Origin of the sequence: Haloferula sp. BvORR071 (assembly GCF_000739615.1) — a bacterium.
Lineage (GTDB): Bacteria > Verrucomicrobiota > Verrucomicrobiia > Verrucomicrobiales > Akkermansiaceae > Haloferula.
This window is the reverse complement of sequence record NZ_BATP01000012.1, coordinates 20,303-46,222: the sequence shown is the minus strand read 5'-3', so window position 1 is coordinate 46,222 and position 25,920 is coordinate 20,303. Positions and strand designations below refer to the sequence as shown.

General features: G+C 62.9%; 14 protein-coding genes. 10 read left to right on the top strand and 4 right to left on the bottom strand.

Features of this window, described 5'->3' with window-relative positions:
- Positions 1-408 precede the first annotated feature (408 nt).
- Positions 409-963: an ECF-type sigma factor gene (locus tag BV071_RS07170; RefSeq protein WP_052573017.1), complete on the top strand. Its 555-nt coding sequence runs from the start codon at positions 409-411 to the stop codon at positions 961-963.
- A 26-nt stretch (positions 964-989) separates the two neighbouring features.
- Complete coding sequence (locus tag BV071_RS32630; protein WP_052573016.1) at positions 990-3,179, top strand: serine/threonine-protein kinase; 2,190 nt, start codon at positions 990-992, stop codon at positions 3,177-3,179.
- Here the strand turns inward: BV071_RS32630 and pelA are convergent.
- A complete protein-coding gene (pelA, locus tag BV071_RS07160) occupies positions 3,176-4,387 on the bottom strand; it encodes a pectate lyase (protein ID WP_081885851.1) in 1,212 nt (403 codons plus the stop codon). The two genes, BV071_RS32630 and pelA, sit on opposite strands and share 4 nt — an antisense overlap.
- 162 nt (positions 4,388-4,549) lie before the next feature.
- On the opposite strand from pelA, the gene BV071_RS07155 reads away from it, so the two are divergent.
- Positions 4,550-6,670 carry a hypothetical protein gene (locus BV071_RS07155; RefSeq protein WP_052573014.1) on the top strand — a complete coding sequence of 707 codons (2,121 nt, stop codon included), beginning with the start codon at positions 4,550-4,552 and terminating at the stop codon, positions 6,668-6,670.
- On the opposite strand, the gene BV071_RS07150 is transcribed toward BV071_RS07155, so the two are convergent.
- The 3 genes from BV071_RS07150 to BV071_RS07140 all read right to left on the bottom strand — a co-directional run bounded on the left by BV071_RS07150 (position 6,667) and on the right by BV071_RS07140 (position 13,433).
- Positions 6,667-8,340, bottom strand: coding sequence for a pectinesterase family protein (locus tag BV071_RS07150; protein ID WP_035604176.1), 1,674 nt, complete (start codon positions 8,338-8,340; stop codon positions 6,667-6,669). The genes BV071_RS07155 and BV071_RS07150 overlap by 4 nt on opposite strands.
- A gap of 133 nt (positions 8,341-8,473) precedes the next feature.
- Positions 8,474-11,827: a malectin domain-containing carbohydrate-binding protein gene (locus tag BV071_RS07145; RefSeq protein WP_265594169.1), complete on the bottom strand. Its 3,354-nt coding sequence runs from the start codon at positions 11,825-11,827 to the stop codon at positions 8,474-8,476.
- A 424-nt stretch (positions 11,828-12,251) separates the two neighbouring features.
- Positions 12,252-13,433 (bottom strand): substrate-binding domain-containing protein, encoded by a 1,182-nt coding sequence (locus tag BV071_RS07140; RefSeq protein ID WP_035604170.1) that lies wholly within the window; start codon positions 13,431-13,433, stop codon positions 12,252-12,254.
- A gap of 430 nt (positions 13,434-13,863) precedes the next feature.
- Here BV071_RS07140 and BV071_RS07135 point away from each other — a divergent pair, with 430 nt between their 5' ends.
- The 7 genes from BV071_RS07135 to BV071_RS32620 all read left to right on the top strand — a co-directional run bounded on the left by BV071_RS07135 (position 13,864) and on the right by BV071_RS32620 (position 25,915).
- Positions 13,864-15,174 (top strand): glycosyl hydrolase family 28 protein, encoded by a 1,311-nt coding sequence (locus BV071_RS07135; protein WP_052573013.1) that lies wholly within the window; start codon positions 13,864-13,866, stop codon positions 15,172-15,174.
- Entirely contained in the window at positions 15,171-16,580 is a 1,410-nt protein-coding gene (locus BV071_RS07130; protein WP_052573012.1) for an MFS transporter, read from the top strand. The genes BV071_RS07135 and BV071_RS07130 overlap by 4 nt, the downstream gene beginning before the upstream one ends.
- Positions 16,577-18,184 carry a glycoside hydrolase 43 family protein gene (locus BV071_RS07125; protein WP_075090858.1) on the top strand — a complete coding sequence of 536 codons (1,608 nt, stop codon included), beginning with the start codon at positions 16,577-16,579 and terminating at the stop codon, positions 18,182-18,184. The genes BV071_RS07130 and BV071_RS07125 overlap by 4 nt, the downstream gene beginning before the upstream one ends.
- 3 nt (positions 18,185-18,187) lie before the next feature.
- Positions 18,188-19,621, top strand: a complete 1,434-nt coding sequence (uxaC, locus tag BV071_RS07120) for a glucuronate isomerase (RefSeq protein WP_035604167.1) — start codon at positions 18,188-18,190, stop codon at positions 19,619-19,621.
- Complete coding sequence (locus BV071_RS32625) at positions 19,618-20,451, top strand: alpha/beta hydrolase (RefSeq protein ID WP_052573011.1); 834 nt, start codon at positions 19,618-19,620, stop codon at positions 20,449-20,451. The genes uxaC and BV071_RS32625 overlap by 4 nt, the downstream gene beginning before the upstream one ends.
- Before the next feature lie 238 nt (positions 20,452-20,689).
- Positions 20,690-23,689: an Ig-like domain-containing protein gene (locus BV071_RS07110; RefSeq protein WP_265594168.1), complete on the top strand. Its 3,000-nt coding sequence runs from the start codon at positions 20,690-20,692 to the stop codon at positions 23,687-23,689.
- 24 nt (positions 23,690-23,713) lie between these two features.
- Entirely contained in the window at positions 23,714-25,915 is a 2,202-nt protein-coding gene (locus BV071_RS32620) for a hypothetical protein (RefSeq protein ID WP_265594167.1), read from the top strand.
- The last annotated feature ends 5 nt before the right edge of the window (positions 25,916-25,920 follow it).

Sequence of the window (25,920 nt, the reverse complement as noted above, 5' to 3'; positions counted from 1 at the left end):
GGCAGCGCGGGGGAAATCGCATCCACGGCGGATTCCGACGTTCGGAAGAAGATCCCGCCAAAAAAGTTAGGCATCATCGCGCGGCGCACCGGCTCGACCCGTAGGAAGCCAGAAGAATGTTGCGGTAGTGCGCGGGCGGCTACCCGGCCGCCCGCGCAATTCGCCCACGTCCCGGCGGAAACCCAAACCGCCGGGTGCTTGCCGCCGCGGGGAATCCACGGCGTGACGATGAAGTTGTTCGATGGATGAGGCCCCGCATGAAGCGGAGCTACGCATCCGGACTCCGTTATCCGGGAAAAGATCCCGCCAAGGAAATGCAGGCATGCGCAAATTTCCGGATGGCAGTCGGGACCCTCATTCAGCGATTACGCTTGCCCCGGAAGGTGGCGGACCCTAGGCCAAAGCGGGATGGGAACGACCACCCAGCGTTCTGAAATCCGGGCGGACGAGTTTTGCTTTTCGTCCGCCGAGCTACTGCCCGTCGTCTACGACGAGCTGCGTCGTCTTGCGGCCTTCCGTCTGGACCATGCCGCCGCCAATAAGACCCTGCAACCGACCGCGCTGGTCCATGAGGCATGGATGAGGCTTTCTACCAGCAACGAGAAGATCTGGCAGAGCAAGGAGCACTTCTTCAATGCCGCCGCGCAGGCAATGCGCCGCATCCTGGTGGACCGGGTGCGCGCCCAATCCCGGCAGAAGCGGACGCGCCCCGTCGAGAATCTCGATGACGGAATCTTCGAGGACGACTCGCATATCCTTCTCATCCACGATTGCCTGACCAAGCTGGAGAAGATCGATCCCTACTCTGCGAAGGTCGTGCTGCTGAAATTCTACGGCGGCCTCGGCAGTGAAGAGATTGCGCAGGTCACCGGCCGCAGCGTGCGCTCGGTCGAGCGCCAGTGGATGTTCGCCAAGGCCAAGCTCTATCAACTGATCCAACAAGACCAGGAACGCGAGGAGTGAGCCCAGCTTGCTCAATTCAAAATCTCATGACCACCAGCGCCACCGACGGGGAGATCAGTAGTGCCATCATGGAGGTGGCGCTCTCGCTGGACGATCCTGCCACCCGCCAGGTCTTCCTCGAACGGGTTTTCGGCGACAAGGGGGCGGCGAAGGAGGAGATGACGCGTCTGTTAGACGCCGCCGATGGCGCCGCCACCTTCTTCCTGGAGGCGCGCGAGCAGCGGGCCAAGGTTACCGCGAAGATCCTTTCCGAAAACCATGCCGCGCCACCGGCAGCCACGGCCCGCTTCGTGGATGACGATGCGGTGCTCGACAAGCTTGGCCCCTATCGCCTGATCGCGCGGCTGGGTGAAGGGGGCGGGGGAGTGGTCTATGAAGCGGAACAGGAGCAGCCGATCCGTCGCCGGGTGGCGGTGAAGATCGTGCGGGTGGATCTGGGGAATCACACCGCGCTGGCCCGCTTCGATGTCGAACGGCAGGCCCTCGCGCTGATGGATCACCCGAACATCGCCAAGGTTTTCGATGCCGGGACCACGCCTTCGGGCAGGCCTTACTTCGCGATGGAATTGGTGACGGGCGAGCCGATCGTCCGCTATTGCAACGAGCGCAAGTTGAACTGCAGCGAACGCTTGGAGCTCTTCGTGCTGGTTTGCAATGCGATCCAGCACGCGCACCAGAAGGGCATCATTCATCGCGACATCAAGCCCTCGAACATTCTGGTCACCCGGCAGGACGGCGCGAATGTCCCGAAGATCATCGACTTCGGCATCGCCAAGGACGCTGGCGCCGGCGAATCGATCACCGCCCACGACCAGTTCTTCGGCACGCCGGCCTACATGAGCCCCGAGCAGGTGGCCATGACCGGCATCGACGTGGATACCCGCAGCGATATTTTCAGCCTGGGGGTGTTGCTGTATGAGCTCTTGACCGGCGCCACTCCGATCGACCGTTCGGCGGTGCCGGATGTGACCTTCTCGCAGATCCGCAAGTCCCTGCTGACCTGGGAGACCGAGCGGCCTTCCGAGTTGCTCGCGAAGCGCCCGCCCGGGGTTCTTGCCACGCTGGCGCAGGAGCGCGGCATGGAGACCGGCGACCTGCTGCGCTTTGTTAGAGGCGATCTTGACTGGATCGTGATGCAGGCCCTGGAGAAGAATCGCATCCGCCGCTACCAGACGGCCAATGGCCTGGCCACGGATGTGCGCCGCCTCTTGGCGCATGAACCGATCGCGGCACGGCCGCCCTCAAGGGTATACGTGCTGGCCAAATTCATTCGCCGCAATCGAATCGCCTGTGGGGCGGCGCTGCTTTTGGTGATCCTTCTTGTCGTCGGTCTGGCGACGACGGCCGCGATGTATGAGCGCGAGCGCAAGACCGCGATCGAGCAACTGCGGCTCAAGAACGAGGCCCAGGCCGCCCGCAATGAGGCGGACGCGAGGTCGAAGATTTCGCGCGCCGCTTTCCTCCTCGACCAAGGGCGCATCGATGAAGCGGATGAGCTGTGCCGGAAGTATCCCCTTTCTTCGATCGAGCCCTCCCTGGAGGCCGCCGCTGTATTCCGCGCGCTTGGCGACTGGAACTCTGAGAACGGCCGTGGTGATCAGGCTATCCAATGCTATCGCTTGCTGCGGGAAGCCAGCAAGCAGGACAATCCTCAAAAGACCCTCTACGGTGACGACCTCATGGCCGTCGCCGCGGCACTGCTGACGGAGAACCCTGGCGAGTATCGCGACTTTCGCGAGAAGGTGCTCGAGCGCTACACGCCCGCGGATGGTCGCCATCGTGCGGAGCATCTCCTCAAGGTCTGCCTGATCGCTCCCGCCGATCCCGGAGTGGTCGCCAAACTGGAACGCGAAGTGAAAACCATGGGCGACCCGCGCGAGACCCCTTGCCCGGCATGGGCCGCATTCTCGCTCTCGCTCTATCACCTTCGCGGCGGCAATTCGGTCGAGTCGCTGAAGGCCTGCGAGCTGGGCTTGGCGAGCCCTGAGCGCAAGAGTTCCTGCGAGGCCTCGCTTGAGGCAGTGGTCGCCCTGAATCATGCCGCCATGGGCAAGATGGATCTCGCGAACGCCGCGTTGCAACGGGCGCGGAAGATCGCGGAGATCTGCAATGGCAGGGACTTCGAACGCGGTGTCCCGACCCCCCGGCTCTACTGGTTCGACTGGGCGATCGCGAAGCTCATGATCAAGGAGGCTAGCGCGAGGGTGGGCGGCTAAGGCGTCTCCAAATCCTTCCGCCACTTCTTCTGTCCATTCTCCACAATGCTCGCCGGCCGGGTGGTGTAGTAGTCGTACCCTAGGTTATTCTTCTCCGCCATCTCGGCAAAGCTCGCATACACCACTCCATCCCTCCCGGGGAATACCGGCTTGTTGTCGGCGAGGCTGTAGAAGCGGGCCCAATAGACCTCCGTGGAGGACGGATCCGGCTCATAGGCCGTCTTCCCGTCTTTCTCGGTCCGTGTCATCCCGGTGATCTTCACGCGCTCCAGCCACGCCAGCCCGCCCTCAATGGTGGCGATCAGCTCTGGCGATGGCTGTGACAAGGTCATCAGGAACTTCACGAGGTTCGCACTCTCCGAGCCGCTCAAGGTCGCGGGCTCCATCTTGCGGGCCGGAGCGGCTTTCAACGTGAGCGCGTCATGCTGGGCACACCACACGGCCTTCTTGCCCTCCTGCACCACCTGCATCTTGCTCACGCAGCCGAGCCCCTTCTCCAAGGCGGCCGCTGCCTTGTCGCGCAAGCTTTCGTCTAGAAACGCGTAAGCCGGATCCTTGCTCACGATCACCTGGAGTAATTCCAGGATGTGGGTCATCGCATCATCATTGAGAGTGATGTCATCGTGATACCCTCCCTCCAGCGGATAGACCTGTGGCCAGCCACCATTCGGATTCTGCGCGGCCAGGATGTAATTCAGCCCCTTGGACGCTGCCGCTGCACAATCTGCGCGCTTGGTGGCCCGCCAAACCTTGGCAAGCAGCGCGATCTGCGTAGTCGTCGAGCCGTTGTCGAAAGTCGCCAGATAGTGCGGGCTCTTGCCCGCCTCATATTGCGAGCTCCACAGCATGCCCGGCTTACGCGGACCCTCGCTGTAGCCGGTATGCTTCGACCACCCGCCGCTCGGCGCCTGATAGGAAAGCACAACGCCGACAAGGGCCTTGGCCTCATCGGAAGCGAACCAGTCCTCGCCGCCCTTCGGCATCCGGAAATCCCCGCCCGAGGGCGCCTTGAGGGCGATGGGCATCTTGTTGGCCGCCAGCTCAGCCTGCAGCGCAGCCTGATCCCCCGCAGCCGTCGCCTGCGAGCGCTCAAGGTAAATCTTCCACACCGCTTGCTCTCCAGCCGGCAAGTGCCCGATCGCTTCCATCGTGACCGGTTCGGCGTGGCAGATCGATAGGACAAGCAATGCAGGCAGGATTCGCTTCATGGTGGAGAGGCTCAGGTCTTTCTACCGTCGCCCGACGGAAGGACCTACACAGGTCTATCCAAACGGTGTGCAGAAACGATTGAATATTGTGCAGTGCCGCCGCGGCGGATTGACAGCGCGACTCCGCCGTGGGCCGTATCAGCTACAATGAATGGAGCATGCATGGCTGTCCTCGCTTCTTGCCTAGTCACCACCTTGGCGGCCGCGGAGAAGCTCGATCGCGAAGCCATCGTCCGCCGCAACCAGCCGGTGTTGGAGAAAGCGGACAAGCTCACCCCCTTTGGCCTTGGCCTACCCGGCGCCGACTTCGTTTTCACCGCGGACGTCACCGGCTTGCAGACATTGGCGGACTTTCACCGCGATGGCCAGGATCTCAATACCATGGCGGGCTGGGCCTGGCATGAGTTTCCGAATCCGGAGAACTTCACCCTCGCCGATTGCACCGCGCCGCATGCGCATCTCGATGGCACGCAACCCTACTCGCCGATGAATCCGCCCGCCGGCCTGAGCGCGGAAAAGACCGAGCGCTGGAAGAAAGCCGCCGCATGGCTGCGCGCGAATCCCCACCGCATCAGCCTCGGCCGCATCGGCTTCGTGCACCCCGATGGTAGTGCCATTGCCGTCACCGATCTGACCAAGATCCACCAGGAGATGGACCTCTGGTCCGGCGTCCTCCATTCCAGCTTCGTCATCGACGGCAGCGAGGTAAAGGTGACCACGGTCCCCGCGACCGGACCGGAAGGAATCGCCACGCGCATCGAATCAGGCCTGTTAGAAGACGGCCGCCTCGCCCTGCAGCTCGATTTCCCCGGCCCCTCCGGCGAGTGGGGCGCGACGGGCAAGGACAGCAACCCAGATGCCCACCGCAGTGAGCTGACCTCAAGCGAACCCAACCACGCCCTCATCGCTAGATCCATGGACGGCACTCGCTATGCCACCGATCTCACTTGGACCGGCACGGCGGCATTCGAGAAGCAAGGCCCGCACCGCTTCCTCCTGAAACCCCACGGCGTAAAGTCCCTCGATGTCCACCTTGCCTTCTCTCCCGATCCGAAGGCCTCTAACAAATCACCCGGCTTCGATGCGACCATCGCCACCTGCCGCAAGACCTGGCTCGACTACTGGACACGCGGCGGCATCGTCGACTTCTCCGGCTCCACCGATCCCCACGCCAAGGAGCTCGAGCGCCGCGTCATCCTTTCACTCTACCTCGCCGCCATCCACTGCGCCGGCCCCAATCCTCCTCAAGAAACCGGCAATGCCCGCAACTCATGGTTCGGCAAGTTCCACATGGAGATGCTCCCTTGGCACGCCGCGCACTTCGCCTTGTGGGGGCACCCGGAGATCCTCGACCGCCAGCTCCACTACTACCGCCGCATCCTTCCAAAGGCCCGCGAGACCGCTGCCAGTCAGGGCTGCAAGGGCGCGCGCTGGCCGAAAATGACCGACCCCTCCGGCAGCGAAAGTCCGAGCGACATCGGGGTCTTCCTCGCCTGGCAACAGCCCCATCCCATCTATCTCGCCGAACTCGTTCGTCGCGCCAAGCCGGGCAACGAAACTCTAACAAAGCATCGCGAGATCGTCTTCGCCTCCGCGGACTTCCTCGCCTCATTTCCCCACCGCGAGGCCGATGGCAAGCTTCACCTCGTGCCGCCACTCATTCCAGCGCAGGAGTGCTACAAGCCAGCCGAGACGCGAGACCCCGCCTACGAGCTCGCCTACTTCCGCTGGGCCATCGGCATCGCGCGGCAGTGGCGTGCCGATCTCGGCGAAGCACCGGATCCCGCATGGGAGTCCGCATGGAAGGACCTCGCGCCCCTGCCTGTGGTCGAGGACCGCTACGCCACCGTCAGTGGCCCACCCTTCACCCTCTATCATGATCACCCCTGCGTGCTCATGATCTGCGGCTGGCTGCCTCCCGCGGCAGACCTCGACAAGCAGCGCTTCAGCCGCACCTTCGACGACATCGCCGCGAAGTGGGAATGGCCGACCACCTGGGGCTGGGATCCGCCCGTCCTTGCCATGGCCGCCGCACGCATCGGGCGCACTTCGGATGCCGTGAATGAGCTGCTGCGCGATACTCCGCGCAATGGCTACCTCGCCAACGGCCACAACTACCTCGACACCCGCCTCCCTCTCTATCTCCCTGGCAATGGCGGCCTGCTCCACGCCGTTGCCATGATGGCCGGCGGCTGGGATGGCGCGCCGGACCGTCCTGCCCCCGGCTTCCCCGCGGATGGCACTTGGAGGGTCCGCGTGGAAGGACTGCTGCCCGCGCCTTAAGGCACCAAGGGCTTCCACCCATCGCTCCCGCCTAGCACATTCGCCACTGTATAAGCCTTCGCTTCCTCCTCGCTCAGCTGCTTTGCCCAAGCCACCCGGCCACTAACAGAACCACCCGCTCCGGTAGAACCAAACTCCAAATACCGCGCCGTGGACTCGTTCTCCACCTTGCCCCAGTTGTGCCAGCCCTCCGGCCGGATCTTTCCATCCATCTCACAGCGGATGAAGGCCACCGCGCCATTCGGGCGCCACGGCCGACCCAGATACATTCCTTTCTGAACCTCAGGCCCGGTCGTGATCTTGCAATCCAGGAACACGAAGCCAAACGGAGTGTTCTCCGGCGTGCTCGCCGCGGTGATGTAGCCATCCGCGCGGCAGTGAATCCGGCAGCGGTCAAACAGCGCCGTCCCCGCGGCATAGATGAAGTCCACGTGCCCCGTGATCTCGCAATCGTGGAAATACTGCCGCGCGATTTTCCCCGCCGGCGCATCCGGCCGCAGCGTGTCCTGCCAGCCCAGGAAGCGGCAGCCGGAGAATGCCACCCGATCCCCGGTGATGAAGCACGCCAAGGCCTGCACCTTGTCCTCGCGTGTCGTGGTGTTCTCAAACGTGATGTTGCGCGCCGTGAAGTCAGAAGCGGTGATATAGACCGTCGAGCTATCCTCTGTGGACAGCAGCTTCTCCGCATTCGCGGGATCGGGGGTCTTCACATTCGTGCCCATCGTGATCACCGTCGCCGCGGCCTGCCCCGCCTCGCCGAGCAGCTGAACGAAGGGCTTGTCCGCCGGAATCGCGACATGCTCCTTGTAGGTGCCGGGCTTCACCAGGATGCGATAGGGCTTCGCCGCAGTCGCCTCGACCGGTGCCGCATTGATTGCCGTCTGGACACTGGCATGCGTGCCCGAGCCATCGAAGGCCACCACCGCATCATACTTCTCCTCCGCTGCCACAGGGCTCGCCTCACGCGGCTCCGCCAGAATCAGGGGCGAAAGCGCCGGCACCACCTGCCGCAACTCCTCAGCCACGATCCTGCCGAAGATCACATAGCCCTTCTTGTTCAGGTGCGTGCCATCGAACTGCCCGCCTTCCTTCTTCGGGCTGAAGTCCAGGCAAGCCTCGCGCCCGAGTTGCTCGCATAGCGCCTTGCTGCGGTCATGCAGCTCGACCAGGGGCACATTCTTCTCCTTCGCGATCTCCCTGACCACCGCCGCCCGCACGTTGAGGCTCGATTCGATTTTGTGGGGATCGCCCGCCTTGAATTGCCGGCGCACCAGCGAGGTCACCAGCACCGGCGTCGCCCCCGCTTGCCGCGTCTCATCCACATATCGGGTCATGTAGGCCCGGAATTCCTCCATCGTCGTCGAGCGGCCTGGCTTCCCCGGCTCATCGTTGTGGCCGAATTGGATCAAATAATAGTCGCCCTTCAGCGCCAGTGCCTTCTCCCACCAGCCCTCCTTGATGAAGCTCATCGAGCTGCGGCCTCCCCGCGCGGTATTGCTCAGCTTCACCCCGTCGGCCAGGAATTGCCTGAAGCCGAGTCCCCAGCCGGCGTTGTCGGTCACGGTGGAGTCACCCACCAGCACGATGTGCGGCTTGTGATCGGCGGCGGGCTCCTCCGCTCGGGCCAGGAGCGGAAAGCAGAGCAGGAGAGCGGCGAGGATGCGGAGCATGGGAATGAAGTGTCGAAAAACTACGGTGCTTCAGCAGCGGATCTCAGCAAAGGTCTGTGATATTCCGGGTAATGTTCGCGGGAACGCCCCTGCCGCCTCCAGCCAGAGCGAGAAGGCGGCAGGGTGGGGGACCTTATTTTTGTTCCACCCGCAGCCGGGTGAAGAGCTTTCGTTTTCCGTTGGGCAGCGTGTAGGAGATCGTTGTGGCGTTATTGACAGTGGGCGTCACCACGCTCCACGGATCAGTGATCCCTAGATCGTCGGACTCCTGGATTGCCCAGGTCACGTCACCATTCGCGACCGCCTCTGCACCCTTGGTAAAGGACACGGTCCCGGCTGTGAAACTCCCCGCAGGCACGCTGGAGGTCGTCGGGCTCTTGCCCAAGGCATACTCCATCAGATTGCTCAGGCCGTCATGGTCGTAGTCGCCGCTTGCGGGCTGCCCGGGAATCCCGTTGGCCGTTGCCCAGGTGCTGTAGTTCGGCCCGCCGCCGCCCACCGCCAGTGAGAGCACACCAGTGGTCTCGCTGAAGGTCCATGTCTTGCTGCCGTCCACCCGGGTCCATACATTGCCGGACTTCGTGAAGTCGGAGAAGGTGGAAGCGGGCCGGTTGTCGATGATCTCGATGCCGTTGATCTTGGCATTGTCCACCGGGCCCTTCGCGAAGGCGATCGTGATCACCCCGCTGCTGTTGGCCGGCACCGTTCGCTCCTCCACCACCGCCTTGTACCTTGCTCCGGTCACTGCGAAGATATCGTAGTCGTCCAGTACCAGCGCGCCATTGATCAGCACGTCGAACTTCCGCTTGTTCACCGCCGTCTGGTAGAGCTCGGCGAAGTGCAGGCGGATCCGGTAGTTGTTCCCCGCCTCCAGGCCGGTGAAGGTGTAGGTCATGGTTCCCGTCGTGTAGTATTCCGTCTGGTAGACTCCTTGCGGCGCGGGATCGGTCACCGCCGTCACGTCGATCGTACTGCCGGTCGCGAAATGGGTCGGCGTTGGCGTCACATAGCCCGTCGAGGCCGCGAAGGAGCCGACCGTATTGTTGCCGCCATTGATCTTGTATCCCACCGGCTGGACCACTGCCGTGTCCGAGACCGCGAAGGTGCTGCCGTAGGTCTCGGTCAGGGTGCTGGTATCCACTAGGGTCCAGGCATTGCCATTGGTGGCATTCGCGCCTGTTAGGTTGAGCTTCAGCTTGCCATCCAGCTTCACGAAGCCGGTCCCCGCCGTTTGGTCACCGGTGACCTTGCCGCTCACGCCATTCGCCCCCGGCGCGAAGAGCAGCGAGCCGGTGTTGGAGAGCGTGAATGAGGCATTCGCTCCCACCGTGGTATTGCCAGTGTAGATGTTGGCTCCGTTGAAGGTCACGCTGTCACTCCCGGTGGTGGTCCCGGTGAAGGCCACCGCGGTGGTATTCCCGCCGTTGCGGATCACCCCGTCCCAGATCGTGTTGTTCCGTTGGAAGGAAAGCAGCGCGGTGCCGCCGCCTGCCCCGTGGTTCGTCACCACGCCGCTGCCGGTCACCGCGCCCAGCGCTTCACCGCTACCGGCCATGTCAAAGGTGCCGCTCACCGCCACGATGCCATTTGCCGAGATCGCGTCATCGGTTTCGGTGCGCAGCGTGGCACCGGCCGCCACATTGCCACCGGAGCCGATCGTCTTGGTCCCGTTGTTCGGATTGAAGACCTGCATCGTCCCGGCGTTCACATTGAGGGCCCAGCTTTCGTTCTGGGTGCCATTGAGCACCAGGGTCCCGCTGCCGGTCTTGTTCAGGGCCCGGTTGGCCGCGGCATAGTTGTTCAGCGCTCCGCTCAGAGTCAGATTGCCCGCAGCGGTCGCCACGCTGAGGCCGGCGGTGCCAGCCGCGATCCCGGCGCTGATGGTCTGCGGGTTTGCCGAGAGATTCTCGATCGTTTTGCCGTCGAGGTAGATCTCGTTCCCCGCGAGGTTGAAGGAGGTAGCGGCAGCGTCGAAGCGCAGACCCTCCAGAACCACCGCTCCAGTCGTGTTGTTCACCGTATCCCAGCCCGTCGCCAGATCGTTGCTATTGCTGACATTGGCACCGGTGAAGGTTGGGAGATCACCGCTCACGGGTGCGGCTCCGGAAGTCCAGCTGCCAGCTGCGCTCCAGTTCCCGCCGCCCTCGCCTTTCCACACCGATTCCGGCAGCACGCCGAAGCCGAGTTTGCCGCTGACTTCGGTGAAATACCAGCTGTCCGGTCCGACCACGCGCTTCCAGACCCCCGGCTGGATCTCGGTGAAATCGGTCACCGCGAAGTTCGTGCCGTAGGTCGCGCGCGGCGACTGCACCAGCGTCCACTTGTTGCCGGATACAGGCGTGCCAGCCGCGCTCAGGTCGATCGCGAATGCGCCGTCCAGCGTAGGCAGGCCGGGTCCGAAGATCCTGTTGCTGACACCGCCCTCCTCGATCTTGAAGCTGAGCTTGCCGCCATTGAGTAGATTCAGGACCGACCCTGCGGTCCTGAGCTCGGTATTGCCGGTGTAGGTGTTCTGCCCGGAGAGGTTCACCAGCGGGCTGCCCGTGTTCGAACCCAGCAGGATTCCCAGTCGCCCTCCGCTATCGCCATCCACCAGATTGCCGGCGATATCGTTCACCCGGGTCGCGTCCTGGTTGAAGTCGACTACCGTGGTCCCGCCGCTGGCCATGCTCTTGATCACGCTGCCCGCCACTGCATCCAGTTCGCCGAGCCCGGTGTTGATCGTGAAGCCCAGCGTGGAGGTCGAGCTGTTGAGCTTGCAGGTGGTGTTGTAGTGCCAGTTGGCGTTGCTGGAGATCAGGGTGGCACCGGTGTTGATATTGACCGTGCCGAAGATCCCGCCTGCCCAATCGAGCGTGCCACCGTTCACCGTGAGCTGGAATGGCGCGCCCGGGGAACCGTCGACTGTGCTGTAGGTGCCGTCCACTTCCACCAGCCCGGAGCCGTTCTTGGTATACACATGGCTGAAGCTGTTGGTCTCCAGTCCGGCAAGATAAAGGTCTCCGGAGCCAGCCGCGATCATGCCGGTGCCTGTCTCCTGAAGACGGAGATTCAGGGACTGCCGGAACAGCGAGTTGTTGGTGATCGTTTTGCCGGTGAATAGGATCGGGGTGCCGCTGATGTCGAAGGCTTCGCCTGCTGTGGCGTCGAAGGTGATGCTGTTGACCAGCAAGCTGCCGCCGTTGGCCGTGGAAAGATCGTTCGTGTTCAGCAACCCGGCCGAACCTGAAAATACCAGATCGTCGCCGGTGAGCGGCGCGCTGCTCCAGTTGCCGGCCTCCGACCAATTGGCGGTCGGATCAGCTCCGCCGGTCCAGGTGGCGGTGCCCGCAACGGCGGTTGCGCTCAAGACAATCGCTCCGCCGATCGCCATGATGGAAGCCCGGCGGGACGGGATGCCCGCATGAAGCGGCGCGACTTGGGTGCGAATGGGGGATGCTCCACGGAGGGGGAGGCCCGCAATCCCGGGCGAGGTATGAGGTTTCATCGGGATGGGTTGGGTTTGTTCGGGGATCAGAGCAACTGCGGCTTGGTCCGCTTGGCTCAGCTTCGATCTAACTCCGACAGCGGCTTGCCGGTAAATCGCCCCGTTCTGCAAATCGGCTTGAATTTTGGGTATCCGCCGGCCTTGGGCGGAACTACGGTAAACCTAGTGGATAAGAGGTTCCTCCTGGATCCCGCAACACCGCTGCCTTGGCCGGCGGCAAGCCTCTTGCTGCTTTCGGCAGGCAACCCTGTTGCCATTAAGCGCCGGGCGACTCTGGTCTCGCCAAGTATAGCACCCGGGTCTGCCCCGGCGGCGCGCACCAGGCGAAGGCAGGGACCTTTTCCGAAAGGTCAGGCTTCGGACACGCTCAACTTCGGCCCCTCAATCTTCCTCTCCGCGATGTGACGACAACCGTATTTGAACTTTAGTTCCGCGCCGCGGCGCCATTCGCCAGCGGCCTGCCAATCGTCGCCTGCTTCCGGAACTCACCCGGCGGAATCCCGCAGGCTTGTTTGAAGGCGATGAAGAAACTATTCACGCTCTGGTAACCGCACAGCATCGCCACCGACTCCACCTTGTTGCCGGACTCGCTTAGCAAATGCTTCGCATGCTCGATCCGGGTCGAGCGAATGTGCTCTCCCGGCGTCAGCCCCAGATGCTCGATGAAAGCCTGGTGCAGCCCTCTCCTCGAGATGCCGGCCGCTCTTGCCACCGTGTCGATGTCGATATCCTCGCTGAAGTGACTGGCGATGTAGCGCAGTGCCTTCGCCAGACCGGGATGGCTCACCGCCGTAATATCGGTGCTCTGCCGCGCGATGATCCGCGTTGGGGGAATCCGGATCGGCGTCGGATCCAGCTTCGCGCCATTCATCATGCGGTCGAGCCACGCGGCCCCCTGGTAGCCCAGGTTCTCAAAGTCCGGATCCACCGCGGTAATCGGCCGCTGCGTCGATTGTGGCAGCAGCAGGTCGTCTTCAATCCCGATGATCGATACTTCCTGTGGCACCGCGATACCCGAGAGATCGCACACCTCCTGGATCTCCACCGCCAGGGTTCCATTCGCTGCGAAGACGGCCAGCGGCTTCTTTGCCTGCGCGATCTTCTCCGCGAGCCAGGCTCGGCGTCCGGTCCATTCACCGCGGCCCTTGCGATAGGACTTGTGCGTGTGCCACTTGATCCAGGTGCAGTCGTGGCCCTGCGCCGCCACTGCCTTCACAAAGCCATTGCCGCGCTCCTCGAAGGTCCAATTCGCGGAGTCGCTATAGAAGAGGAAATTCTTGAAGCCGCGGCGGACGAAGTGATCCGCGGCCAGCCGCGAGCACTCGGCATGATCCTGCACCACATGGGTGAAGGGCAGGTTTGCGCGCCGCAAGCTGAAGTCCACCGTCGGCTTCTTGAGCCCGAGCACGAACTCACAAAGCTCATCGTTGCCAGCCAGCCAGGCGAGCACGCCATCGCCATTCCATCCCCACGGGATCACCAGTTCTTTGGTGATGCTTGCCGCGGAGATGTGCCAGTTGTGCTCGGCCGCGTACGCGGCGATGCCAGTGAGTAGCCGGTGGTCATGCCAGCCGAGTGCCAGCAGCACGCTCTTCTGCCTCTTCATGGGTTTCTTGGGGTATCGGAGAGTTCTCCGCCGCCACGGTCTTGTAAATGCAGAATTCGGAATCCCTTCCGTGGAATTGTGCAGAAGCAGATTGGGTTGGGGCGGATCCCTGCCTCTGCCGTTTTTTCAATCCCTTTTGCAGAATGGGTCCGTTTACGCGCCGCGCCGGGCTCTGTATCTCATTCGGTGCCCTCGGGGCAACCGCACGGCCAACAGTCCTCTCCGCGGACCGGAAACCCACCCACGCGGCCATCATGAATCATTCAAGCTGTCTGTTCATCAATCGACTTTCCGGGACCCCGCGGAGCGGTCCCTGGTTCCTTTCCTCTGGTGTCTATCGGGTTAGCACCAGCGAGGGCAATATGCCGGAGGCGGCAGGGTTTTCTCCCGGCAACGGGGGAGCCGCCTCCGGCTATGATCTCTCTCCACGATGATGACTCGCCTCCTCCATGCCGCCACCTTGGCCGCGCTGATGTCGCCGGGTCTGCTAACAGCCGAGTCGGCCCAACTCATTCGGGAGCCGCAAATTCCACAGCGCGAGATCCGCGTCGTTTCAGTCCCATCGGGACTGGCCACCGCCGCGATTCAGAAGGCCATGGACGCTGCCAGCGATGCCGGTGGTGGCTGCGTGATCATTCCGGAGGGACGCTTTCTTAGCGGCCCCCTCGTGCTCGGCAGCAATACCGAGCTCCATCTCGCGAAGGGCGCGGTCCTGCTCATGAGCGATCGGGAGGAAGACTTCCCGGCAGGCGCGAAGGCCCGGCCTCCTTTCATCTCCGCCCGCGATGCCCACGACGTCCGCCTCAGCGGGGAGGGGACGATCGATGGTCAAGGCGAGCGCTGGTGGAAGGTCTTCCGGGCCGAGAAGGCACAAGGCGGCAAGGACGCGCCGCGTCGCCCCCAGTTGATCGCCCTCCAAGGCTGCGAGCGGGTGGAGATCGCCGGAATCACCACCCTCAACCCACCGAACACCCACTACTCGCTCCGGGACTGCAAGGAGCTCCTGATCCACGGCATCAAGGCGATCGCGCCGGATGATTCGCCGAACACCGACGCCCTCAATCTCAATGGCGTCCGGAACGTTCTGATCCGCGACTGCAACATCAGCACCGGGGACGACAACATCGTCCTCCTCTGCAGCGCTTCGAAGAAGCCCGGTGTGCCGGAAGTGGAGAACGTCACGATCCGCGATTGCGTCCTCGGCTTCGGCCATGGCCTCTCGATCGGCAGCTACACCTCCGGCGGCGTGCGGAATGTGAGCGCGGAGAACATCCGCTTTGATGGCACCACTTCGGGCATCCGCATGAAGGCCTCTCGGGACCGGGGCGGTGTGGTCGAAAACATCCGCTACCGGAACCTCACCATGAACAAGGTGCGCTTCCCGGTATCCATCACCAGCTACTACCCCAAGCCGCCGGATCATCCCTCCCGCGATCTCTCCACGGAGGGTGCCCGCTTGAATCCCGTCTGGCGCGATATCTCGATCGAAAACCTCACGGCCACCGACTCGAAGAACTCGATCATCGTCTGGGGTCTCCCGGATGCACCGGTCCGCGACTTGAGCCTGAAGCATGTCAGGATTTCCGCGGCGGCGGGTGCCCTGGTTTTCCACGGCAGGGGCATATCCTTCGCCGATGTGGAGATCCACCCGGCCTCGGGACCGGCACTCCGTCATTTCGATGCTGAAATCCAAGGACTGATCGGAGATGAATTGGACGAACAGTCCGTAAAATTCCAATGAGCGACTCCTCACCAAACGCCGACCGTACTCCCGGGAACACCCGTTGGGTGATCTGCGCCTTACTCTTCTTCTCCGTCGCCGTCAATTACATCGACCGCTTGGTGATCGGCATCCTGAAGAAGCCGTTGAGCCAGGAGTTGGGCTGGAGCGACGCCGACTACGGACACATCGCAGCCGCCTTCTCCTTTGCTTACGCCTTCGGCTACCTCTTCGGCGGGCGGGTGATTGATCGTCTCGGCGTGAAGCGCGGTCTACCGATCTTTGTGTTTCTTTGGAGCTTGGCCGCGATGGCACACGGGCTCTGCAGCCACCTTGATCTCACCGCTGAGTTCCGCATCCGCTATCCTTGGTTCTCCCTGGCTGAAGGCGGCTTCGGCCTGGCGACTCTGGTCATGCCGATGACGGCCGCCGGCTTCATGTTCGCGCGCATCGCGCTGGGTCTCACCGAAGGCGGCAACTTCCCGGGCGCGATCAAGGTGGTGGCCGAGTGGTTCCCGGTGAAGGAGCGCGCGCTTGCCACTGGCTGGTTCAATGCGGGCACCAATGTCGGCGCGATCCTCTGTCCGATTGCCGTGCCTTGGATGTTCTCCAACATCGGCTGGGCCTCGACCTTCTATATGACCGGTGGCACGGGCCTGCTTTGGCTCGTCGGCTGGTGGTTCTTTTACGATGAGCCCGACGACCACAAAAAGGTCGGTGCCGCGGAACTCGGCTACATTCGCAGCGGTCAACCGGCGGTGGCGGAGAGAGCCGCGCGGGTGCCTTGGCTCTCCCTGCTGAAGTTCCGCGCGGTCTGGGCTTACATCCTCGCGAGCGTCTTCGCGGGTCCGGCATGGGGCTTCTATCAGTCCTTCCTGCCGGACTTCCTCGGCAAGAGATTCAACCTGAGCCTGCAGGCCACGGGAGCGTGGACGGGTGCCTTCTTCGCGCTTGCTGCCGTAGGCGGTGTGATGGGCGGCTGGCTGGCCGCACGCCTGATTGGCAAGGGCTGGGACGTGAACCGCGCCCGCAAGACGACCCTGCTGGTCTGTGCGCTCTGCGTGGTACCGGTCTTCCTGGCGCCCTTCGCCGGAAGTGTCTGGATGGCCGTGCTGATCGTCGGCCTTGCTGGCTCCGCTCACCAAGGCTGGTCGGCCAATTTCTACAGCGTGGTTTCTGATACCATGCCGAAGCAGGCGATCAGCTCGGTCATCGGCTTCGGCGGCTTTGTCGCTTACTTTACCGGCGGTTTCGTCAATGAGTTCACCGGCCAGATCGTCCAGAAGACCGGCAGCTATGTCTGGGTCTTCGCCTACTTCTCGCTGATGTATCTGCTCTCGCTGGGAATCCTCCAGCTCCTCGTCCCGAGAATCCAACGGGAGGAGCGGCTGCTGCCGGTCTCCCAACCGCTGACCGAATCACCATGAGCCAAGCCGGCCATTCACATTCCTACCCTTGGGTACCTGATCAGGGCGACGGGACCTTCCGTAATCCCGTGCTGCATGCGGATTACTCGGATCCGGATGTGATCCGGGTCGGCGCGGATTTCTACCTGACTTCATCGAGCTTCAATTGCACCCCCGGCCTGCCGATCCTGCACTCCCGGGACCTGGTGAACTGGCGCATCATCAATCATGCGCTCAAGAATCTGCCCCACCCGCGCTACAGCGAGGTCCAGCCGGGCCAAGGAGTCTGGGCACCCGCACTGCGCCATCATGCCGGGCGCTTCTGGATCTTCTTCCCGACTCCGGACGAGGGCATCTACGTGATCACCGCGAGTGATCCGGCTGCCGAGTGGTCGGCCCCGCAGCTCGTGCTCGCGGGCAAGGGTCTGATCGATCCCTGTCCCTTCTGGGACGATGATGGCAAAGCCTACCTTGCGCATGCCTATGCGGGCTCGCGCGCCGGCATCCGCAACAAGCTCCACATTCGTCCGATGGCTCCGGACGGCTCACGGACCCTCGGCAAGGGGCGGGTGGTCGTCGAAATCGATCCATCTCTGCCGGCCTTGGAGGGGCCCAAACTCCACAAGCGCCATGGCTGGTACTACATCTCCGCACCGGCTGGCGGCGTGGCCACCGGCTGGCAATCCATCTTCCGCTCGCGCAGCATCCATGGACCCTATGAAGAACGGGTCGTGCTCGCGCAGCGCGGGACCGCGATCAATGGGCCGCATCAAGGCGCCCTAGTGGATACTCCCGGCGGTGACTGGTGGTTCCTGCACTTTCAGGACAAGGGACTCTACGGTCGTGTGGTCCATCTCCAGCCTGTGCGCTGGGAAGATGACTGGCCCCTCGTTGGTGAAGCCCAGGATGAAAAATTGGTCGGCCGCCCGGTCCTGCAGCACCGCAAGCCGCTGCTCAATGGGCACATCCCCGCGGTGCCGCAGGATAGCGATGAATTCGAGAGTCCTGCGCTCGGGCTCCAGTGGCAATGGACCTCGAACCACGAGGACTCTTGGTTCAATCTGACGGAGCACGCCGGGCACTTGCGCCTGTTACCGCGCTTCGTCCTGAATGGTGAGATCGCGAAAGCGCCGAACCTGCTCTTGCAAAAATTTCCCGCCACGGAGTTCGTGGTGGAAACCCGGATCGAGTTGCCCGCGGGGCACGCCGGGCTGCACGCAGGATTGGTCGTGACCGGGGAAAGCTGTGCCGCGCTGGACGTCCAGCATCTCGGCGGGGAGTACCAACTGAGGGTGGTAATAGGGGGCGAAACGGGGGGTGTTTTGGCCCTGAAAGGGCCCCCCTCCGCCATCTCGCTGAGGGTGGCGGAGGGGGGGATTTGCTCCCTCGGCGTGGTGAGCACGGAGGCGGGCTTCTACCAGCTCGGTCCCTCCTTCCAAGCCACCCCTGGACAGTGGATCGGAGCCAAGGTCGGGCTCTATTGCATCACCACCGATGTGCTCGATGCCTCGGGCCATGCGGACTTCGCATGGTTCCGCTTCCGGCCGCTGAAGCAAACGGTGGATTTCAGGAAGTCCAAGGTGAACGGCAACGAACACAGTGCCTCACGGATCCCGACCCATTGAGACATGAAGACTTTCATCACTGACGACTTCCTGCTCCAGAGCGATGTGGCGCGGGAGCTGTATCACGATCACGCCAAGCAGCAGCCGATCTTCGACTACCACTGCCATCTGCCGCCGGACCAGATCGCGGGGAACCGGCACTTCGAGAATCTCTACCGCATCTGGCTGGAGGGGGATCACTACAAGTGGCGGGCGATGCGCGCGAACGGCGTGGCAGAGCGCTTCTGTACCGGTGATGCCAGCGACCGCGAGAAGTTCGATGCCTATGCGCGGACGGTGCCGCGGACGCTGCGCAATCCGCTCTATCACTGGACGCATCTGGAGCTACTGCGCTACTTCCGGATCGATGATTTGTTGGATGAGTCGAGTGCCGGCTCGATCTGGCAGACCGCGAACGAGCGCCTGGCTAGCACGGGGGTGCATGAGCTTCTAACAAGCAGTCGGGTTGCCGTGCTGTGCACTACGGATGATCCGACCGATAGCTTGGAGCATCACCGCAAGATCCGGGAGGATGGCGCGCTGGCGACCCGGGTCTATCCGACCTTCCGCCCGGACAAGGCGCTGGCGGTGGATCAGGCCCTCGCATTCAATGCTTGGGCGGACAAGCTGTCATCGGCTAGCGGAGTGGATTGCGGCAATCTCAATGGCTTCCTGGAGGCGCTGAAGCAGCGGCACGATTACTTCCACTCGATGGGCGGGCGGCTTTCGGACCACGGGCTGAACGCTTTGGATGCGGAGGATTGCACGGAACGGGAGGCGGCGCGGATCTTCGATGCGGTGCGGAGCGGCAAGCAGGTTTTTCCACAAGAGGCTGCGGATTTCCGCAGCTTTGTGATGCTGTTCTTCGGGCATCTCGATGCGGAGAAGGGCTGGACCAAGCAGTTGCATCTCGGGGCCTTGCGGAACAACAACAGCCGCCTGCTGCGGGCGCTGGGGCCGGATACGGGTTTCGATTCGATTGGCGACCAGCCGCAGGCTGCAGCGCTGGCGAGATACCTCGATCGCTTGGATCAGGACGATCGCTTGCCGAAGACGGTGATCTACAACCTGAATCCGGCCGACAACTACCTGTTCGGAACGATGATAGGGAACTTCCAGGACGGCACGGTGCCGGGCAAGATCCAGTTCGGCAGTGGCTGGTGGTTCCTCGACCAGAAGGAAGCGATGGAGTGGCAGCTCAATTCGCTTTCGAACCTCGGGCTGCTGAGCCGCTTTGTGGGCATGCTCACGGACTCACGGAGTTTCCTGAGCTACCCGCGGCACGAGTATTTCCGACGGATCCTGTGCAACCTGATCGGCAAGGATGTGGTGAATGGCGAGCTGCCGCGGGATATGAGACTGTTAGGGAAGATGGTCCGCGATATTTGCTTCAGCAATGCGCGGGATTACTTCGGGCTGGAATTCGGTGAAGCGGCTGCAGCCGCACGAGCGGCATGAGACCGCTTCTGATTTTGCTGGGGCTTGTTTGCCTGCCGGTGGTGGCTGCGGAAGAGAAGCGCTTGGTGGATGTGGAGTATGCCAAGGCCGGGGATGTGAGTCTGCGGTTGGATGCGGTGGTGCCGGAGGGTGATGGGCCATTCCCAATCGCAATCCTAATCCATGGCGGCGGTTGGGGCAGCGGGGATAAAGCCCAAGACTTTGGGGCCTTGGAAGGGCCTCTGGCAAAGTCGGGGATTGCATGGTTCTCAATCAACTACCGGTTGGCACCCGAGCACCGCTGGCCAGCGTGTATTGAGGATGTGCAGGCGGCCATCTGCTGGGTGAAGGCGCATGCGGCGGAGTATCGCTGCGATCCCAAGCGGGTTGCCTTGGTTGGATATTCGGCGGGCGGGCAGTTGGCGGCGCTGGCGGCGATTCGTGCTGAGGGAGAGGCGCGGGTCCAGGCGGTGGTAGGCTTGGCGCCGGCGGTGGAGCTGGTGGAGGATACGAAGCGACGTGGACCGGTGGTAGGGCCGGCGATGCGGAACTTGCTGGATCTTCCCGAGGCCATGGATGAGGCGGCTCTGAAGAAGATTGCGACGATTTCTCCGGCGGAGGAGGTAAGGGCAGGTTTGCCACCTTTTCTGTTAGTGCAGGGCACAGCCGACAAGTCGGTGCGGCATCTGGATACCTTGGCCTTTGCGGAACGCTTGAAGAAGGTGGAGGTGGCTTGTGAGGTTTTTGAGATGAAGGATGCACAGCATCGGATTGCGGATTGGGGGAAGTTCTCGCCGGAGTATGGGGAGAAGGTGGCGGAGTGGTTGAAGGGGGTATGGGGGAAGCAGTGATTTCGGTTTGAGAGGCTTCTGGAGGAAGCTTGGCCGTGGGATGAGGTTTGAGATCAGCATTCTTGATGGGGCGGACTGGAAGGGTGTGTTCAGGCCGACTGAAGTCGGCGTACCCAGTGGGCCGTCCGTGGGTTGTACATCGCGAGTAACCCGGACGGGTAGGGCACAATTCTCAAGGTTCTTTGCAGAAATGGCCGGTAGGCGACGAGTAGAGGGAGAGGTAGGAATGAAATACCCGATGGCCAAGCTGCGAACCCAAGGAGCGATTGTTAGTGTCGGTGTGCTGGCGAGTGCGGCGATGGTGCATGCCGGCGAGTTGCGCGTGGACATCAACCGCGACGCGAACAATACGGCGGCGGTGACGGAGTTGGGCTACACGCGCTGGAGCTTGGACAATACCAACGGTGCCGCGACGGGGACCAATGCGGTGAGCCGGAGTTTCACGACAGCGGCGAATGAGAATGTCACGGTGACTTTTGTGCAGACGGCGGCTTCTGCTGCGGCGGGAGGGACGGGACTATTGAGCAATTGGTACAAGGCCGGAGCGGAAGGAAGCGCGAAGCTGGTGAGCGATGGTCTCACGGTTGCACCGGCGAACTTGGCGACGGGTGGGCAGTTGCGGATGACGATCGCGGGACTGAATGCCGGGCCGCATACCTTGTTGAGCTACCACAACGCCTGGGACAGCATTCCGGCCGGGTCGCTGGGACCGATTGATATCCTCGTGAATGGCGTGCTGGCGGTGGACCATCTCCAGCCATCGATCCGCGCCGCGTCGAATGTTGCGGCGGCGAGCGCCTATGTGAGCTTCACGGTGAGCGGGCCTGCGGATGTCACCGAGATCATCTTTGCCGCGGAGACAAATACGGCGGCCGGGGTGACAATCCGCAATGCGATGATCAACGGCTTCGAGATTGACACACCGAATGCGGTGCGAATTGCCAATACTCCATCGCCCGCCGATGGCAACGGGCATGTGGATGCCGACGCGGGCACGGTGAACCTTGCTTGGTCGGCGGCATTGGCTGGCGATACGGCATCGCACGATGTTTATTTGGGCACGGATCGCACGGCGGTAGCTGCAGCGACTCGCGCCTCGACGCTCTTCCTAGGGAACCAGACCGGGACTTCACGCGTGGTGGCGGCCTCCAACAAGCACGCGACCTACTACTGGCGGGTGGATGAGATCGATGCACTCGGCAACGTGACCGCCGGTCCGGTGTGGAGCTTCCGGCCGCGACAGTTGGCCTTCCCGGGAGCCGAGGGCTATGGGCGCTACGCGCGTGGGGGGCGTGGCGGGCGTGTGATCCACATCACTTCGCTGGCGGACTACGCGTCTAGTGCGGCGCCGGTGCCGGGGACCTTGCGGCACGCGGTGGAAGTCGAGACGGGGCCGCGGGTGATCGTGTTCGATGTGGCGGGGATGATCACCTTGGACCGGCGGCTGACGCTGAGTTCGCCCTTTGTCACCCTCGCCGGGCAGACAGCGCCGGGGAAGGGGATCTGCCTGCGGCAGTGGCCGCTCGGGCTGAGCGGATCAAACGATTCCGTGGTGCGCTTCCTACGCAACCGCCCGGGAAATATCAGCGGGCAGACGATCGACGGCGGTGGCCTGGCAGGCTGCGATCATTCGATCATGGATCACTGCTCGATCAGTTGGTCGATGGACGAGGGTTTCAGCTCCCGGGGGGCAAAGAACATCACGCTACAGAAGACGCTGATTTCGGAGGCGCTGGCGATCGCCGGGCACCAGAACTATCCGGCGGGCACCGATCACGGCTATGCCGCGACGGTCGGCGGGGATATCGCGAGCCTGCATCACAACTTGCTCGCGCATTGCTCGGGACGGAATTGGTCGATGGGTGGCGGGGTCGATGCCTTGGGCTTCTTCTCGGGGCGGCTCGATATCCGCAACAACGTGGTCTACAACTGGAAGTCCCGGACCACCGATGGCGGGGCGATGGAGGTCAACTTCGTCAACAACTACTACAAGCCGGGAGCCGCGACGACGCTGGTGCCCTATGCTGTGACGATGAACCACGAGAATGACTTCGGTGGTTCGCAGCGCTGCTACTTCACCGGAAATGTGATGGCGGGTTATTTCAATGAAGCCAGCCAGAGCACCGGCCGGCGCAGCGTGGTGTCCAATGGCGCCCCGACTCCGACTTATGAGACCTTCGTGGCGGCGCCTTTCTTCGAGAACTACGTAGGCACGCAGACGGCGTTGAGTGCCTACAAGCGCGTGCTCTCCGATGTCGGAGCGAACCGGCCACTGGATACGCATGATACCCGCGTGATCCAGGAGACCTTGAGCGGGACCTACACCTATACCGGGACTGGTCCCTATGGCGGCTACCCGGGTCTGCCGAATACGCAGGACGATGTCGGCGGCTGGGAGAACTACCCGAGCGAGGCCAGAGCGGCAAACTGGGATAGCGATGGCGACGGATTGCCGAATTGGTGGGAGAGCCTGATTGGCACGAGCCCTTCATCCCCGGCGGGCGATTTCTCAGAGGCCAATGCCGATCCGGAGAACGACGGCTACACGAGACTGGACGACTATCTCGCCTGGATGGCACTGCCGAGGATCGAGACGACCGCAGGGACGCCGGTGGATCTCGATCTTGCCACACTGACGAAGGGCTACACGGCAGCGCCGGTCCGCACTGTGGCGATTGCTCCAGCATCTGCCACGGCGGGCACGGTCCAGCTGCTCGGCGATGGCAAGACCGTGCGCTTCACACCGGCAGCGGGCTTCAGTGGGATCGCGCGCTTCAGCTTCGGGGTGACGGACTCCGCGGGCGACTCGATGTCCGGCGAGGTCGGGGTAAGGGTGATCAGTGCTTACCAGATCTTTCTCAATGGCTACGGCCTCGACCCCGCGACGGATGGTGCCGCGGAAAGCGATCCCGAGCGCGATGGATTGGCGAATGCGTTGGAGTTCCTCTTGGGCGGGAGCCCGGTGGCATGGGACGCGGGGTCCGTGAGTCCGGTGATGAGTCCCGGGACGGGTGGCGGGGTGAGTTTCAGCTACGACCGCAAATTGCGGGCCCGGGGGAGCTTTGCCGATGTGGTGCAGAGTTCCGCCGATCTCGATGCATGGACGGATGCTGCGAACGGAGCGGCTGGCGTGAGCATTGAAGTCACCGCCCTGAATCCGGAGACCGAGCGGGTGAGCGTGCATTTCCCCGCTGAATCGCAACGGCGCTTCGTGCGTCTGCTGGTGACCGCGATCTAAGACCCTCAATTTTCCCTGAAACCCGTGCCAGCCGTCCCTACCTCACTTGCGCCAGCGCTCCGATTCATCCTTCCCGGCCTCGCGGCTCTGTGCCCGTGGCTGGTTCATGCGCAGATTCCCGCCTTTCCCGGTGCCGAGGGCTTTGCGGCACATTCCACGGGGGGACGCGGCGGAGACGTCTATCACGTCACGAATACGAATGGCTCGGGGGCAGGGTCCTTTGCCTACGGGCTGACCACCAATGTGCCTGCCGCCGGGCGGACGATCGTCTTCGATGTGAGCGGCTACACCACCATCTCGAGCACGCTGCGGGTGACTGCCAGCAAGATCACGGTGGCGGGACAAACCGCGCCGGGCGATGGCTTCGGACTGAAGAACGAGACCTTCCGCGTCTCCGGGAACAACAACGTCTTCCGCTTCATCCGCTTCCGCGATGGACGGGCGGGCGATGCCATCGACATCGACAGCACGGCGACGAACACGATGTTCGATCACTGCGACGCGATGTTCGCGCATGACGAGAACTTCTCCAGCTTCAACACGCCGCCGGACAACATGACCTTCCAGTGGTCGAACAATGTCTGGGGCCTGGCGACCCACTCGGCGGGCGGCTTGTGGGATGTGAATCATGCGACGGTCCACCACTCGCTGTGGTCGCACAACCACACGCGCAATCCGAAGGCGCGGCCGGACGGCCTGCTCGACTGGGTCAACAATGTGACTTTCGATTGGGACATCGGCTTCATCCTCGGCGATTCCCAGACCCCGGCGGATTGGAAGACGAACGTGGTCGGCAGCTATTTCATCGCCAGTTCCTCCTCTGGCAGTCCCTTTGCGAGTGCCAGCAAGGACAGCAACGGGAATCCGAATTTCTCGGTGTATGTGAACGGCAATCTGTACGACAGCGACAAGGATGGGGTGCTCGATGGCACCGACCGGGGTAGCAGCATCCTGGGTAGCAGCCTGGCGAATGTGAACCTGCTTGGAAGTCCGGTGGCGCGTGGTACCGGGGTGCCAGTGACCGAGGATGCCAATGCGCTGGTCGCCTACAAGAAGGTGGTCTCCGCCTGCGGGCCGCTGCGGCAGGACGCGAATCCAAACCGGCCGCTGCGGGACGAGCTGAATACGATCCTGACGAACAATTTGACCAGCCAGCGGCGACACAGGATTACTTATGGGTCTCTCGGGGGATCGGGGGCGACGAACGGTGGCTTCGGCACCCTGATCTCCAGTCCCGCGCCGACCGATACCGACCAGGACGGTATGCCGGACTATTGGGAGAAGGCTGTGGGCTACAGCCACACGGTGGCGAACAACAATACGGTGATGGCCAGTGCCGGTGGCTTCGTGAGCGGTACGACCTTCTTCCCGCCGAGCACGCCTGCGGGCTACACGCAGCTGGAGGAGTATCTGCACTACATGGCAATCCCACACCGGGCGGTGCTGAAGGACAATGCGCTGGATATTGACCTGAGCCGCTACACGCGCGGCTTTGCAAATGGAGCGGTCTTCACGGTTTCCAATGTAGTGGGCGGTGCGGTGACGTTGTCGGGAGGAGGGAATTCGCAGGCGCATTTCGTGTCGGCGGCGGGCTTCGCGGGCCGGGCGATGTTTGACTTCAATGTCACGGATGCGGAGGGAAGTTCGTGGACGCAGCGCTTTGCGATTCTCGTTTCCAGCGATCCGCTGCCGGTGGATCCGGTGTCCTCGCCGCTGGTCTGGAAGGGCAATGGCAGCTCGCATACCTGGAACAATACCGCCAGCAACCTGATGTGGCTGGATGGCGAGACACCGAGCGGCTGGGGAGACACGGATACAGCTACCTTTGACGACAGCGGTTTGAATTCGCCGAACATCACGGTGTCCGGCACGGTGCAGCCCTCGGCGGTGACGGTTGACTCCGCGAAGAATTACACCTTCACGGGCAGCGGAGCGATTGGCGGGGCGGCCTCGCTCAGCAAGTCGGGCAGCGGCACGCTTACCTTGTCGAATACGGGTGGGAATACCTTCCCGCTGGATATCCTGATCGATGGTGGCACGGTGGTGATCGGCAATGGATCGAGCATGGGCAATGGCCCGCTCGAGTTCCGCAGCGGTACGCTGAGCTCTCTCTTCACCGGCGGGCACACGCTGCCGAACCTGATCACGGTGCCGGGCGGCAGCAATGTGAGCGTGAACATGTCGCCGCAGATGAAGATCGGCGGAGTAAACGGGGGGGAACCCTGAATCTC

Coding starts and splice junctions, on each gene's coding strand:
- BV071_RS07170 (WP_052573017.1), top strand. CDS start 409: ATGGGAACGACCACCCAGCGTTCTGAAATCCGGGCGGACGAGTTTTGC.
- BV071_RS32630 (WP_052573016.1), top strand. CDS start 990: ATGACCACCAGCGCCACCGACGGGGAGATCAGTAGTGCCATCATGGAG.
- pelA (WP_081885851.1), bottom strand. CDS start 4,387: ATGAAGCGAATCCTGCCTGCATTGCTTGTCCTATCGATCTGCCACGCC.
- BV071_RS07155 (WP_052573014.1), top strand. CDS start 4,550: ATGGCTGTCCTCGCTTCTTGCCTAGTCACCACCTTGGCGGCCGCGGAG.
- BV071_RS07150 (WP_035604176.1), bottom strand. CDS start 8,340: ATGCTCCGCATCCTCGCCGCTCTCCTGCTCTGCTTTCCGCTCCTGGCC.
- BV071_RS07145 (WP_265594169.1), bottom strand. CDS start 11,827: ATGAAACCTCATACCTCGCCCGGGATTGCGGGCCTCCCCCTCCGTGGA.
- BV071_RS07140 (WP_035604170.1), bottom strand. CDS start 13,433: ATGAAGAGGCAGAAGAGCGTGCTGCTGGCACTCGGCTGGCATGACCAC.
- BV071_RS07135 (WP_052573013.1), top strand. CDS start 13,864: ATGATGACTCGCCTCCTCCATGCCGCCACCTTGGCCGCGCTGATGTCG.
- BV071_RS07130 (WP_052573012.1), top strand. CDS start 15,171: ATGAGCGACTCCTCACCAAACGCCGACCGTACTCCCGGGAACACCCGT.
- BV071_RS07125 (WP_075090858.1), top strand. CDS start 16,577: ATGAGCCAAGCCGGCCATTCACATTCCTACCCTTGGGTACCTGATCAG.
- uxaC (WP_035604167.1), top strand. CDS start 18,188: ATGAAGACTTTCATCACTGACGACTTCCTGCTCCAGAGCGATGTGGCG.
- BV071_RS32625 (WP_052573011.1), top strand. CDS start 19,618: ATGAGACCGCTTCTGATTTTGCTGGGGCTTGTTTGCCTGCCGGTGGTG.
- BV071_RS07110 (WP_265594168.1), top strand. CDS start 20,690: ATGGCCAAGCTGCGAACCCAAGGAGCGATTGTTAGTGTCGGTGTGCTG.